Source organism: Bacillus sp. AFS053548, assembly GCF_002575105.1.
GTDB lineage: Bacteria > Bacillota > Bacilli > Bacillales > Bacillaceae_G > Gottfriedia.
On the sequence record NZ_NUHI01000025.1, the window covers coordinates 95254 to 109156 of the forward strand.

General features: G+C 34.9%; 12 protein-coding genes and 3 pseudogenes. 5 read left to right on the plus strand and 10 right to left on the minus strand.

Annotated features, from left to right (window positions below):
* Window positions 1-233 precede the first annotated feature (233 nt).
* The 6 genes and pseudogenes from CN946_RS13250 to CN946_RS13275 form a co-directional block, all read right to left on the minus strand.
* The gene (locus tag CN946_RS13250; RefSeq protein WP_098861543.1) at window positions 234-620 is read right to left on the minus strand and encodes a hypothetical protein; all 387 of its coding nucleotides are present in this window, start codon (window positions 618-620) and stop codon (window positions 234-236) included.
* Between the two features lie 17 nt (window positions 621-637).
* Window positions 638-811: pseudogene (locus CN946_RS13255) on the minus strand (stage V sporulation protein R); the annotation flags it as partial.
* 89 nt (window positions 812-900) lie between these two features.
* Window positions 901-1803: a LysR family transcriptional regulator gene (locus CN946_RS13260; RefSeq protein WP_098861544.1), complete on the minus strand. Its 903-nt coding sequence runs from the start codon at window positions 1801-1803 to the stop codon at window positions 901-903.
* Between the two features lie 299 nt (window positions 1804-2102).
* Window positions 2103-2483, minus strand: a complete 381-nt coding sequence (locus tag CN946_RS13265) for a dockerin type I repeat-containing protein (RefSeq protein ID WP_098861545.1) — start codon at window positions 2481-2483, stop codon at window positions 2103-2105.
* A gap of 79 nt (window positions 2484-2562) precedes the next feature.
* The gene (locus CN946_RS13270) at window positions 2563-6300 is read right to left on the minus strand and encodes a S8 family serine peptidase (RefSeq protein ID WP_176547320.1); all 3738 of its coding nucleotides are present in this window, start codon (window positions 6298-6300) and stop codon (window positions 2563-2565) included.
* 514 nt (window positions 6301-6814) lie between these two features.
* Window positions 6815-7436: pseudogene (locus CN946_RS13275) on the minus strand (SpoVR family protein); the annotation flags it as partial.
* 249 nt (window positions 7437-7685) lie between these two features.
* Between CN946_RS13275 and CN946_RS13280 the strand changes: the two are divergent.
* The 3 genes from CN946_RS13280 to CN946_RS13290 are packed head-to-tail and all read left to right on the plus strand — an operon-like array spanning window position 7686 to window position 8552.
* Window positions 7686-8084, plus strand: coding sequence for a hypothetical protein (locus CN946_RS13280; RefSeq protein WP_098861547.1), 399 nt, complete (start codon window positions 7686-7688; stop codon window positions 8082-8084).
* A 12-nt stretch (window positions 8085-8096) separates the two neighbouring features.
* A complete protein-coding gene (locus tag CN946_RS13285) occupies window positions 8097-8300 on the plus strand; it encodes a helix-turn-helix transcriptional regulator (RefSeq protein WP_098861548.1) in 204 nt (67 codons plus the stop codon).
* A 39-nt stretch (window positions 8301-8339) separates the two neighbouring features.
* Window positions 8340-8552, plus strand: coding sequence for a hypothetical protein (locus CN946_RS13290; protein WP_483295393.1), 213 nt, complete (start codon window positions 8340-8342; stop codon window positions 8550-8552).
* 270 nt (window positions 8553-8822) lie between these two features.
* Here the strand turns inward: CN946_RS13290 and CN946_RS13295 are convergent, their stop codons facing one another.
* The 3 genes and pseudogenes from CN946_RS13295 to CN946_RS13305 all read right to left on the minus strand — a co-directional run.
* Window positions 8823-9467: a formylglycine-generating enzyme family protein gene (locus tag CN946_RS13295; protein ID WP_176547324.1), complete on the minus strand. Its 645-nt coding sequence runs from the start codon at window positions 9465-9467 to the stop codon at window positions 8823-8825.
* A gap of 214 nt (window positions 9468-9681) precedes the next feature.
* On the minus strand, window positions 9682-9942 hold the full coding sequence (locus CN946_RS13300; RefSeq protein ID WP_098861551.1) for a hypothetical protein: 261 nt from the start codon (window positions 9940-9942) through the stop codon (window positions 9682-9684).
* A 117-nt stretch (window positions 9943-10059) separates the two neighbouring features.
* Window positions 10060-10692 (minus strand): annotated as a pseudogene (locus CN946_RS13305) (SpoVR family protein); the annotation flags it as partial.
* Window positions 10693-10998: 306 nt separating this feature from the next.
* Here CN946_RS13305 and CN946_RS13310 point away from each other — a divergent pair.
* Window positions 10999-11946, plus strand: coding sequence for a helix-turn-helix transcriptional regulator (locus CN946_RS13310; RefSeq protein WP_098861553.1), 948 nt, complete (start codon window positions 10999-11001; stop codon window positions 11944-11946).
* 348 nt (window positions 11947-12294) lie between these two features.
* Complete coding sequence (locus CN946_RS13315; protein WP_069035347.1) at window positions 12295-12705, plus strand: VOC family protein; 411 nt, start codon at window positions 12295-12297, stop codon at window positions 12703-12705.
* 772 nt (window positions 12706-13477) lie between these two features.
* On the opposite strand, the gene CN946_RS13325 is transcribed toward CN946_RS13315, so the two are convergent.
* Entirely contained in the window at window positions 13478-13897 is a 420-nt protein-coding gene (locus CN946_RS13325) for a tetratricopeptide repeat protein (protein WP_286133926.1), read from the minus strand.
* Window positions 13898-13903: the final 6 nt, after the last annotated feature.

Genomic DNA, 13903 nt, shown 5'->3' on the forward strand with positions numbered 1-13903 from the left:
ACAACCCCCTTCTATGTTTTTGAAAGGGAACACATTCTGCCTTTAGTTCTCTCTTTTATAATTTAGACCAAGGTTTAGAAAGTATATTAATATAATAAATGATAATTCTAATTTAATTACTTAATTAAAAGATTAATTTTTAAAATGGGAATTTACAAAAAAAGGCATTGCTCTTAAGCAACGCCTTTTTCACATATTATCATCCCTTAACAATTAGCATGTTATTTTAATTTCTATCTAAAAAAAATTTTAAATACATTCTTTATAATAGCTTTTAATAGCTCCATCTTCTCTTTTGAATCTATGACTTCAAATGGAACATATATTTCATGCTTTTTAAGGAGGAAATTTCTCATTTCTTTAATTTCAAAATTTAAAATTTGTTGTACTTCTTTTTGAATAGACTTCCCTCTACTAGATTCTGGATTTCCTGGATCTACATGCAGAATTAAGCAATGGTATTTTTTTTCTCCATTCAGAGTCGCAAATTTATTAGACGCGCCACTAAAGGAAATAGGTTTATACCCTAACGACAGACTTTTTGCCGCCATTGTACATTTCATTGGGCCTAAACCGTTTAAATATTTATGAAGTTCACTAAAAACAATTAATTCATTCATTCTTATTTTTCTCCTTCTAAACTGTTGATTTCTAAATAATCTCCTTCTTGAACTAAAATATAAGAAACCACAAGTTGGTCTCGTACATTTTCCCATACCCTATCAGTGACTTTATATTCCTTACTTTGTCGCTGGAATAGATACACTTCTTCACGCATTACGAGTTCTTTAGTAAAGTAGTTTCGTATAAATAATAAATACATTATCCCTTACCAACATAGTCACACTTGTCTCAAACCAAAAAAGCGGATGAATCATATCACCCACTTTATAAAATACATTATGAATTTAGTTCTACCTTCAATCTCGATATATAGTCTTTTATCATTCTTGAACATTCCTTATTACTAGACATAATCCATACATATTGAAGATTTACAGCATCATATTCTACAATATCCAACATTATAATGTCATCACTCAAATTGTAATTAACCCCGTTGAAGGCTGGAACAAATGATACGCCTAAGTTTTCTTCGACCGCTTTTTTTAATGTATCAGTATTAGTAGTGGTAAATAACTCAGTCATATTGCCAAATTCCCTATAGAAAAGTTTTTTAAACCAATGAATGAATTCTCCATCATAAGTAATTAGTGTTTCGTTTATAATTTGTTGTGGTGTAACAAATGATTTTTCCGCTAATGGAGAGTTTTTATTTACCATTAATTTCATTTTTGCTTCAAATAAATTATGGTAAACTAGGCGATCATCATCTACTAGTAAATGCTTAATAAATGGCAAAACACCGATATCACTTCGATCTTCTAAAATATCTTCAATAATATCTTGACCTGGCTTTTGAAAAATCTCGATATTGATTTTAGGATAATCATCTCTAATAGTTGATATTGGGTTTAAAAGTACGGCAAAAAAACCTGGAGTAGTAGATATTTTCAATTTATCGTTTACTTTATTATTAATTAATTGTGCTTTTTCAATTAGTTCTTGATATTTTATAAATACCTCTATCGCAATCGAAACAAGCTCTTCTCCATCATGCGTAAGTATGGCACTATGGCCTCTACCTCTGGAACGCTCGAACAATTTTACATTTAATTTCTTTTCGATACTATCAATCGATTGACTAATAGCGGATTGACTCACAAAGAGATTTTGTGAAGCAATCGAGAAGGATCCCGTTTTGGCGACTTCGACTAGATATTCCAATTTTTCGATGTTCATAATCTTCTCCTTCTAACAACGTTATTAGTATACTACAAACTATATTTTCTTTATTATTTTTTTTACAATTATTTTAAATATAATGAAAAGCCTGTTCTCAAGTATTGAGAACAGACTTACAGTGTGAAGACAAATTCTGAATTTTTTTCCAGAGCTTTCTAATATTGTAATCCCAATTGACTCTTAACTGATTCTAAAGTAGCACCTTTATACTTATTAACTGTTATAGATAGTGCTCAACCTAAATATTAAAAAATGGAGTAACCTGAACAGCAGAAGCTATCCAGGTTACAATTAAATTAATTATCTAGACCTAATTGTTTAATAATACTTTCTAACGTTTGACCTTTGTACGTTTTCTTAGCTTTTGGATTTGCATTTGGATTTGTTGGGTTACCAAGTCCGTAATTGTAGTACACATAAGCAAAGTCATTAACGTCAACTGTTCCGTCGTTGTTAATATCTGCACTACGTTTATTTGTTCCCCAATATGTTTGGATAGCCAGTGCGTCCATTATGTCGATTACGTTGTCTTTGTTTACGTCACCACCAGTAGCTGTATAAACATCAGAACCAATATAACCAGATACACCATATTCTTCCCCATCTAAATTTTCGTACATACCATGGAAATCTGTGTATGTTGTAAAGTGTCCAGGGACATCAAACACAATTGACATATCATCATGAGTAATTGGTAAACCATTTACATAGAACTGACCATTCTTAGCAATTGTACCATTATATATTTTTCCATCTTTATCTTGAACGTACGCTTTTAATCCTGCTGTTGTGTAATCTAGTTACGGTTGAATCAAACTTACCATTCTTAAATAAACCTTGAGCATATACATAACCACCAAGAGCAGCAAACTTCGGTAAAATCACGATTCCAGGGAATGTTCCCCAAGGTTGTGTTACGCCACCGTTAACGTCTGTGATTTTTGTAGAATTAAGAAGTAAGCTTGAACCTAGAGTAGGTTTTTGAATATCTTGAATTTTAACTGCCACATCAACCATCGGGATGTCGCCTGTTACTTCTTTAGAACCATCAAACGTAACTGTTGCTTTTACTGTAACTACTGGGCCATTAACAGTATTAGCAGTTGTTGTTGTTGTTGATAAAACTCCACATAATGCCTCAGCTGCAGGATTTAACTTAATACTCTCAAATTTTGTATCAATTGAATTAGCAGAGAAAGTATAATCCGCTGATTTTACTTTTGTTACATTATAAGCAGTTAGTGTAGTTGCTCTTGTATCTCCAACATGTGTAATCATTTGTTTATGTCTAGTCGGACCTTGTGGCATACCATATACATATGAATAAGTATCTTCAACAAGGTAGTACATTTCTTGAGCGTTTGCATTCGTTCCTTGGTCGCCTCCAACAAATAGCACCTGTGTAATCGGTGAGTTTGTCTGAACTGCAACGCTGTCCGATCCGTTTCCGTTTTCATCTAATTTTAGTTTTCCATTGATTGAATTACTGTTCCAAGCATAAGGGATTCCAGCTGTACCTTGATTAATATTGATGCCAGCTGCTCTCATTTGATCAACCATTTGATCATGGATAGAAGCTGTAACAGGAATTGATGTTGTACCTTTCTTGTATTCAACGAAAGGACTTCCTTCTTTTTCCCCTTGTACTTTCATTTCAAACTTATCAGGAGCAGTATTATCAATGAACAGATCTTGGGCATTCACAAATTCTTGACCCGCATCATTTACACCAACAAGTTTCAGTTTGTAATGACCTTCTCTTGGTAATGTTGCAACTTTGTTGATCGTTTTGTGTTCTTTATCAGCAAACGGATAGATAAACCCTGAGAACGGAACGAAATAGTTTGTTTTACCTTCTTCGTAATACATTCCATCGAATGTATTCGCAATACCTAAGTCTTCACCTGTTTTTGCATCAGAAAGGACTACATTTACGTATCTCATGTGAGAATTCAGTGTCATTGTTGCAGATAAAGATGGACTCATAATCGGACTCGTTAATTGATTTCGGTCATTCGTGAGTGAATTACGAGAAAGAGTAAAGTCTTTAATTCCTTCTTCAACGAAATGAACTCCGAATGGAACACGATATGTTTCAGTTGAGTCGTTATGGTTTGTGTATGTTACATAACCTTCATAGATACCCTTTTCAGCAGCTTTCGGGATTGTTAAAATTGCATTCTTAGTCACTTTTCCATACGCTGGTACTTTGAATGAAGGGTCTAAGGAAACTGATACACCGTTTTTCACTGCGTCTTTTGAACCTCTTACATCTGTTTGATACGTAACTTTCACATCAAACGTTTTTGGTGTAAGGCTATTGTTCTCAATTGTCATTGCACGAGTGTTCACTAAATCTTTGCCATTGTAAGCTACGTTACCGAAACTTAATGCGCTTGTTGTTTCTTTGATGTCTTGTTGTTCACCATTGATTACGATTGGTGTTTTATCTTTTACTTTAATTTCAACAGAAGAATGTAAAGCTTGGTAAGGGTCAACTCGTCCAGCACCAACTTCGTATACAGAGTAAGTTTTGCTTAATGGGTCAGCTGTATTCATTAGTAGAGCTTTGATATCTTCTGGTTGTAGATTGTGGTTCTCTTGTTTTAATAATGCTGCAACACCTGCTACAAACGGAGTTGCCATTGATGTTCCTGACATATGATCATATGCATGAGAATAATCAGTCGGATTAGTTGGACTATGAACGTATCCAGGAACAGTTGATAACACACTTACACCTGGTGCAGTGACTTCTGGTTTAATATCATAAGTTACTCGAGATGGTCCACGTGAACTGAATGATGCTAACTCATCACCTTTTGTTGTGATTGAACTTAAATCGCTAAAAGTGAATGTTGTTTTGCCGCTTAAGACTTGTTGTTTTAATGCAAGACCATCTGCCATTGATAGATTAAATGAAGGAACAAAATCTTCGCCCTCTGCTAAATAGAAAGGCATTATACCATCAGCATTGTTGTAAATGATTACTGCAGCAGCGCCGCGAGTTTTTGCTTGTAAAATTTTATCGTTAATTGTATTTGTACCACGTTGAATTAATACAACCTTTCCGTCTACTCTGGTATTTGCACCCCAGTAATCCCAAGATTGGCCTAAATTCACGTTTACGATTGGGAATGATTTAGATTTTAAGCTATTTAAATCATCGTCAAATCCTTTTGCTAATAACTGCATTCCATAGCTCGCAGTATCGTCGTTACCTTTCATTGTTGGGATCGTTGTTGGCACATCACTTGCACCAACTGATAATGCTAAAGCAGCATTCCCAAAATTTCCTACAGTGTACATTGCATCTCCAGAGTTACCTGCAGCAACGATAGATGTTACACCGCTTAGTACTGCATAGTTAAGTGCGATACTTTCAGGGCTTAACGGATCATTGTAAGGTGCACCTAACGATAGATTGATTACATCCATTCCATCAGTTATAGCTCTATCGATACCAGCAATGATTGCATCCGTTGTCCCTGAACCACCTGGACCAAGTACGCGATATGAATAAATGCTAGCGTCGGGAGCAACACCTGTCGTTGAATAGTTACTATCCGCTTTTCCACGACCTCCAATTGTACCTGCTACGTGAGTACCATGTTCAGTGTAGTAAGATTCAGCACCACCACCATTGATACTTGGTTTGCCAGCTTTTACCCAATCAGCATATGTTGTTTCCATTGGGTCATTATCATTGTTAACGAAATCATAACCGCCTTTGTAAGCGTCTTTTAAGTCTGGGTGGTTGTAGTCAATCCCAGTATCAAGGATACCTACTTTAATGCCTGCACCTGTGAAACCTTCTTTGTGTAATTGGTCAATTTTAAGATAAGAACGTTCTGCTGCCATTCCATGTGTATCTACTCCAGTAGAAGCGATTTGTGAATCTGGTATTTTAGGGTCATTTAGTTGAATAGTTTGGTTACTATAGATTGCTTTTACTGCTCCTGATTTTACTAACTCTTGTAGTTTGTTTGCAGGAACTTGTAGTGATACACCATTGAATCCAGTTTTGAATGTACGATTTACTTTGTACGTTCCATCTGACTTTGTTTGGAATGCATTGTCTAAATCAGTTTCAAATGTTGCATGATCTGAATCTACATCACTTTGTGCTGTTGTAGAAGATAGAGATTGTCCGTTTGCAGCTGCTTCAAGTAAAGCAACTTTCTTCGGTTTGCTTTTGAACTCTACGATAACTGACACAGGTTTTGAACTATCTAAGTTCACGTCGTCAGATAACTGAAGTCCTTGTGCATTGAACTTATCAATGTTCTCAAGAGCTTGACGTTGTTCTGCAGTTAGATTCATTTTGCTTTCTTCGTTAGTATTAGTGTCACTATTAGTGGTTGTGTTAAGATTTGCTACAGCTTCATCTAATTTTGTTGGGCTTTGTGCAGATACGTTAACCATTTGTGCTTGTGAAAATACGATACTAGTAGTTAGCGCGCCAACTAGTAATTTAGTTTGCTTTTTCTTCATTCCCCAGTTCTCCCCATCCATTTAATTTTATTGTAAGAAGACTAATTGCTATAACTCTTTCGTTACGAACCAACACTTTCCGATGGATTATCTTGGTTTGTATAAACGATATATCCTTCATAAATACCTGGATAGGTTTATGACATCTGCTCCATCTTAAAAATTGCTTTTTCGATTCCCATTTATCCAGTACTCCAGAAAACAAAATATAATATTTTGATAGATTTTGATCAGGTTCCGATGTGTTCTAGCTGATATTTACTTAACTGATAATCTATCAAATTTCGACCTCATTCGAGCTCCTTCCCCATTTACTATTATCAGTATACATTATCAGAATTTTCGAATATAATTAGAAATTTTGATAATAAAGGTGAATTATAAGATTTTCTTATATTTCAGATGAAAAACTTATTTATTCAGACAGAAAACTCGTCGATTGGCGAATACATAGGCGTAGTTTCACTTAAATTCCTAAAATTGGCAAAATAAAAACCACCTAAAAAAGGTGGTCCTAAATACACTTCCGATGAATATTCTTCCCATCATAACTAAACAACACAGGCTTATTTTCAATATTCGTCTCTAAATGAACCCCTCTACCCCATAACTGATGAATATAAGGCATTACCTTCTCAACATACTTCACATCAAGTTCCATATGTTCATAGGAATGCTTCAAATAAAGCTCACCATTTTTTAAATAATCTCCTTCTTGGACTACAATATAAGGGAATCCTCCATTTACGCGACTAACCACAAGTTGATCTCGTACATTTTCCCATGCCTTATCAGTGACTTTATATTCCTTACCTTGTCGCTGGAATAGATACATATCTTCACGCATGACAAGATCTTTCGTTAAGTAGTTTCGTATAAATGAACTATCAGACTCTAACTCTCGTACTTCAAACATTTTTTCTCGACCGCTGCCAGGTTTAACACCTAACTCTCTGATTTCTTTGCTTGGATTATTATATCGCTCTTCAATATCTTCAGACATTCTTAGTCCTAAATAATATGGGTTAATGTGTTTTCGATGGTTGTACTACTCCTGCGTTTAGTTTTGCGTATTCGATTGCTTCGTTTGAATCAAGGTTTAGTTCACGCATGATGCGGATATACCAGTAACTTGCCTAGCCTTGTTTCTCCTAAAGATCTACGTAATCCTTTATGTTAAGAAAATTAATAGTTCTTGCTCAACTATATGACAGTTTAAGTTTAGTTGAACAATTTGAAACTACAAAAATCCAAATGACGAAATAGTTCGTTAATTAAGGTACATTTATTTATCTCTTGACCCTTGGTTTGTGACAGGTTAATATGAAGTTAACTTCATGTGAAGTTAACTTCACTTAATGGAAAGTTAGAAAGGAGAGGTATGTTTGAAAAATTTATTCATACATCGCTTTTTGGTCTCGTTCTTGATAATTATATTAGGAATCATTCAAATAATTTTCGATACGCGAGTAGGACATAATTTCGGATATACCATGACATTCTTTGGTGGAATAATTTTGTTGTACTCAACAATTTCTTATATTAAATCCCGAAAGAATAAATCGTTAGAAAAGGAATTATCAAAAGAATATGACGAAAGAGATGCTTTAATTGATGGGAAAGTTGCTCGCTTTTCCATGCTTATTCTTATATGCGAAATTATCATCCTTATGTTTTTAACTAATTTTGTGCTAATCCCAACAAATACTGCACTCTTTGTTATTTTATTATCATTAATTATTAGTGAAATTGGGTCTAGAAAATATTATAATCTTGTCCTTTGATTCGGAGGATTTATGAAAAATCGAGTAAAAGAATTGCGAATAGAATATGGAATAACACAACAAGAATTAGCAGAAAAGGTGAGTGTATCTTCTAGAACAATCATCTCTTTAGAAAAACAAAAGTATAATCCATCTGTGCTACTTGCTTATAAAATAGCTTCAGTTTTTAATTTATCAATTGAGGAAACTTTTATTTTTGATGAAGATGACAAATAACTTTTTGAAACGTTCCACAAATTAAACAACAATGGAGGAATATATATGCATTTTATACTATTTATTATTGGGGTAGTTTTAATAGTTTGGGGAATTTATCGTATGAGAACCGATGATGGCTTATTCGGTAAAAATAAAAAAAGTAAAAACATATTCAATTTTTTACTTAATGGCGAAGCATCAGGGTTAGGGCAATTTTTAAGCGGAATTCTATGTATTGTAATTGGAGTCATCGCATTTATAATGAAATAATAATATTCAATATTTATAATAAATGCCTTCTACGACATACCTACCATAGATTGACATAGAGGATAATCGGTAAAGGGACTATTGATATTTGTAAAACAGCCCCGTAAATGATCATCCTCTATTTCTTGTTCAACTAAAGCATGCGTTAGCCAAACATGAATCCTCGGATTCACAACAGTGGATGGAAGTTTTATTGCACTTCCATAGTAGTTCAATAAGAAAAAAATTGATTTTTAAAAATACATGCTAACTTAAATATGTTTTCTTTTCTTAAAAAGATTGGGCAAGACGGAATCCAAGGTCATCTATGCAAAATGATGGATGGCTTCGACGACGACATGAAGCCCCACAACCTCTAGCCACTTCAGCCCAGCTACCTCCTCGAAAAATTCGGTAGGATCCGTATACTTCTTCATCATATAAATCCCAACACCACTCCCAAACATTCCCCAACATATCATACAGACCCCATGCATTAGGTTCTTTTCTTCCTACTTCATGGATTTTATCTTCTGAATTCTCATTATACCAGGCAATTTTATCAAGCTCTCCGTATCTATAACCAGTTGTCCCTGCTTTACATGCATATTGCCACTCAGCTTCTTTAGGAAGTCTATAGCCATTTGATTCCCAATCACAAACTATGCCTTCACCATCATAACTTATAGAATAGCACTCTTTTAGTCCAGCTTTCAGTGATAGTAGATTACAAAAAGAAATTGCATCGTTCCAAGAAATATTCACAACTGGTTTTAGATTTCCCTCAAAAGTATTAGTTGATTTATTTGTAATAGCATTGAATAGACCCAGAGTTACAGGATACTTGGCAAGAAGAAACGGTTTTATTTCAGTATTCCATTTGCTTTTTATTCGATCGTCTCTTAATTCTATATCTCCTCCTGGAATTTTTATCATTTGATAGTCGATGTAACTCTTTATTTCATTTGACACACTACCTTCCTCCTTATAAGGTTGATTTAACAAAAATCACCTCTTTGAGAACCATCAAATCAGTACAAAAATTACGTTCTTTTGTGATAAATTAACGTTGGTAAAATAAAAAAGACTGCCAAGTAGACAATCGTTTACCAACAAGCACATGCTATAGTTGATAATTAATAAGTTTTTATTATTTTGAAATTGGTGACTCTTCTTTTTCCCACTTTGTAGGTCCCTCATTATTCGGTAAAAATTTTCTCCAATATTCTCCAGTTTCTTTATTAAATATAATTACATTATTCTCGTTCACTGGAATCATTTCGTATTTGTATTCATTCGAATTTTTTGATAAATTGTTTTTATTATTTGAAAAAGTTAACATTAAAAACAATCCTAAAATAGCGCATCCAATTATAATTGCTGCACCAATAATAGTTGAATTCCCCTTCATATACCCCACTCCATTTTACAAAATTTAACAATATATGTTACATAAACATTCTATAAAATAGTTGTTTTATCCTCTTTCTTATTAATCCATTAAGAAAACCACCTAAAAAAGGTGGCTTTAAATATACTTCCGATGAATATTCTTCCCATCATAACTAAACAACACTGACTTATTCTCAATATTCGTCTCCAAATGAACCCCTCTACCCCACAACTGATGAATATATGGCATTACCTTCTCGACATACTTCACATCAAGTTCCATATTTTCATAGGAATGCTTCAAATAAAGCTCGCCATTTTTTAAATAATCTCCTTCTTGAACAACGATATATGGGAATCCTCCATTTCCCCGGCTAACTACAAGTTGATCTCTTACATTTTCCCATGCCTTATCGGTAACCTTATATTCCTTACCTTGTCGCTGGAATAAATACATATCTTCTCTCATTACGAGTTCTTTAGTTAAGTAGTTTCGGATAAATGAACTATCAGACTCTAACTCACGAACTTCAAACATTTTTTCTCTTCCGCTTCCAGGTTTAACACCTAACTTATGCATTTCTTTTGTTGGATTATTATATTGCTCTTCTATATCTTCAAACATTCTAAGTCCTAAATAATACGGGTTAATGCTTGTTTTTGATGGCTGAACCACTCCTTCATTAAGCTTTGCGTACTCAATTGCTTCATAAGAATCTAGATTTAGTTCGCGCATAATTCTTATATGCCAATAACTTACCCAGCCTTGTTTCTCTCAAAAATCTTCTTTTTGACCAAGAACTTCAATTCCTTATTCAACATAATGCAGTTTTAGTTGTATAAGGATTATCTAAAATTCTATGTAAAAAAGGCAATTCCCCCCAAAATTATAGTAGTGGATATGTATAGTATAATTAATTAAAAATAAGTTGTTATTATAATTTATATAACTAACTCATGCATTAGTTGAGATCAAGAGCAGCCAAGGGCTGTTCTTTTTCATTAAAGTAAATGACAGTTTAGTTGAAGAACATGTGGTATATTATTTTGTAATAAACATTCAAGGGGGGAACCAATGAACAAAACAGACCGATTGTTAGCCGTTGTGCTGGAGTTGCAACGTAAAGAAGTTGTACGTGCCGAAGATTTGGCAACCCTATTTGAAACTAGCGTGCGAACCATCTACCGCGACATTCAGGCGCTGAGTGAAGCTGGTGTGCCAATCATAGGAGCCCCTGGGACAGGATATTCCTTAATGGAAGGCTATTTCCTTCCCCCTATCAGTTTTACGGTACCAGAAGCCGTGAGCCTACTGATTGGAACAGACTTTATCGAACAACAATTTGATGATGATTATCGTGCCAGGGCTCAAGCGGCTCGTGCCAAAATCGAGGCCATTCTTCCGTCTAGCGTTCGCAATGAAACTTCTCATGTACTCAAAACTATGCGTTTGCTCATTTCCGATAAACAGGTTACGCCGTCAAAAGAAAAGAAATATCTAGAAAAGATCCGTCGAGCGATATTAGACAAGCGAAAGATAAACTTTCATTATGCAAAAAGACTTGCAGATTCCGAGGGGAAGCACCATAGTGTTCGTACCGTTGCTCCCTATGGATTGGTGCTCATTCAAGGATCGTGGATGCTCGTAGCTCGATGTGATCTGCGCCAAGAGATTCGCCACTTCCGCTTGTCCCGAATGACGGAACTTATCGATCTGGAAGAACGATTCGAACTGGCGTCGCATTTTAACTTAAGGGAGTATACCCCTCCGGATGATAGGAACTTGCGAGTACGCCTTCGATTTAACCATGACATCGTAGATAAAGTGAGGGAGTCGAACCATCAATATATGGAGGATATGGAAGAGCATCGAGATGGATTGCATGTGATCTTACGCGTTCGTCAACTAGACGAATTGCTACAATGGGTGCTTGGCTGGGGAGCGGGAGTGATTGTATTGGAGCCTGAATCATTCCGAAATCGGATTCGTGAGGAAGTCAAAAAAATGTTAAAACACTACTGACATACTGTTGTCAGTAGTGTTTTTTTATAATTGGAGTAAGCAAACGCAAAGGAGTGGGAGATAAATGCGAAGTATGTCTTGCAAAGGATAATTCATATAACTATGGACCAATTGCACAGTAGGCAGACATGGAAGGATGGGTCCTAAAACCAAAAATGGAATAATTATTGATTAAATCTTTTACAGTTTTAAACCTGGGTAGAACCAACGAACGTCCGTTAACTCGCAAATTAGGTTACTTAAAATGGAAAAAACAGGACTTCGTAACCTTTTGCAATTTACGATAGCATCGCTGGTTCTGGCCAAAAATGATATGATACGATATTTTATTAGGAAGGGTGTTATCTAGTGAATTTTGCTTCTGTTCGCATTATTACCGACGACTTGGATCGTCTTGTCAAGTTTTATGAAAAAGTCTTGAGTGTTTCGGCGGAACGCCCCGCGCCTGTCTTTGCCGAACTTGTTTTGAAATCGTGCACCCTGGCAATCGGCCACTCGCAGACGGTACCACTGTTCGGCACTGGTTCCGCAATAGCGGCCAGCAATCACACTGTTATCATCGAATTTCAAATCCACAACATCGATGCCGAATACGAACGTTTAAAGCCATTTATTGACGAGTGGGTGAAGGAACCGACCACGATGCCGTGGGGGAACCGTGCTATGTTGTTCCGTGATCCCGACGGCAACCTTGTAAACCTCTTCGAGCCGGTGACCGAGGAAGCGATCAAACGGTTCAGCGGTAGGGTTGACGGATAGTTGAAGCGAGTGTGGCCACAATTTTGAGAGTGGCCACGATTTGTAAAATATATGACCATTTTTGGCCGAATGTGCCGATATCATTTCTCTGGTGACTACATCGTCTTTCCCGGTTTGAAAATGAACCATTAAGAAAATGGACCACTATATCATCGAATAAAACAATTTGATGAAATTGTTGCCAATCAAATAAAAGATAGATTTCTATCGAGCTTTATTAATAAAAAAGAATAATGATAAATAATAAGAATTTGAAATTCTTATGCAACTAAATTGTGCGTTAGTTGAAGATCACGAGTTGTTCGCAGCTCGTTTTTTTATTCAACAAAATGGCAGTTTAGTTGAACAAGAAATTAACAACTTTAGTTAAAATGATTTAATGAATTAAAAATTAATTTTATAAATGATAGGAAAACTAATATGAAATTAAAAACCAGTACGATACTTTATATTTTATCTTTTCTCATCGTTTTTCCAGTGAGCTACCCATTATTCATTATTATTGGATTCGCAACAGAAGCAGCCTCTGAAAATGTAGCTAATCTTACTTATATTGGCTATCTAATATTTATAAGTATAGTAGGTTCAGTTGTTCTGAATTTTATATTTCGATTTGCTTCTTTTGATAAGAATAATAAATTTACATAGTCTATATTTATTGATCATTTATTATTAATTCGATTAAGCGTTGATATTTATGGATATTTCTTATGGAACTAAAGCATGCGTTAGTTGAACAAGGAAAGTTTCTATATAGAAGCATATAGCAGTATTACTTTTGTTTGAAGAATTCTATATATTTTTTGTCTTCATCTATAAAACATCTTCCCTCAGATTTTTCGTTTGCTATCTTAAAGTACTGGCTTGCAGCATTTATATCTCCCATTTCATACGCTACTTTTCCAGATAGAAATTCTCTTTCACCTGAATCAATTCTATCAAGACCACAGGTGAAAATTTCTTCTGCCCACTTATTGGCTTTATTAAAATTATTTATCTGGAGATAAGTTTCACTTAGATAAAATGCAAAATGATAACTATCACTATAGATACCCTTAGGCTCGGGTAAAGCATCCCAAGCTTCTTCAAGGTATCTAATTGAGTCTTCGTAGTTTCCTAAATCGTATTCCTGGTTACTCTTGTCGAATAGTGAAATTATCATCTGCTCAAGTTCAGGATTTGATATTTTCAATTTTAA

Excerpts from the sequence above, each read along its gene's own strand:
- CN946_RS13250 (WP_098861543.1), bottom strand. The coding sequence starts at position 620 with ATGAATGAATTAATTGTTTTTAGTGAACTTCATAAATATTTAAACGGT.
- CN946_RS13260 (WP_098861544.1), bottom strand. The coding sequence starts at position 1,803 with ATGAACATCGAAAAATTGGAATATCTAGTCGAAGTCGCCAAAACGGGA.
- CN946_RS13265 (WP_098861545.1), bottom strand. The coding sequence starts at position 2,483 with ATGTCAATTGTGTTTGATGTCCCTGGACACTTTACAACATACACAGAT.
- CN946_RS13270 (WP_176547320.1), bottom strand. The coding sequence starts at position 6,300 with ATGAAGAAAAAGCAAACTAAATTACTAGTTGGCGCGCTAACTACTAGT.
- CN946_RS13285 (WP_098861548.1), top strand. The coding sequence starts at position 8,097 with ATGAAAAATCGAGTAAAAGAATTGCGAATAGAATATGGAATAACACAA.
- CN946_RS13295 (WP_176547324.1), bottom strand. The coding sequence starts at position 9,467 with ATGATAAAAATTCCAGGAGGAGATATAGAATTAAGAGACGATCGAATA.
- CN946_RS13300 (WP_098861551.1), bottom strand. The coding sequence starts at position 9,942 with ATGAAGGGGAATTCAACTATTATTGGTGCAGCAATTATAATTGGATGC.
- CN946_RS13310 (WP_098861553.1), top strand. The coding sequence starts at position 10,999 with ATGAACAAAACAGACCGATTGTTAGCCGTTGTGCTGGAGTTGCAACGT.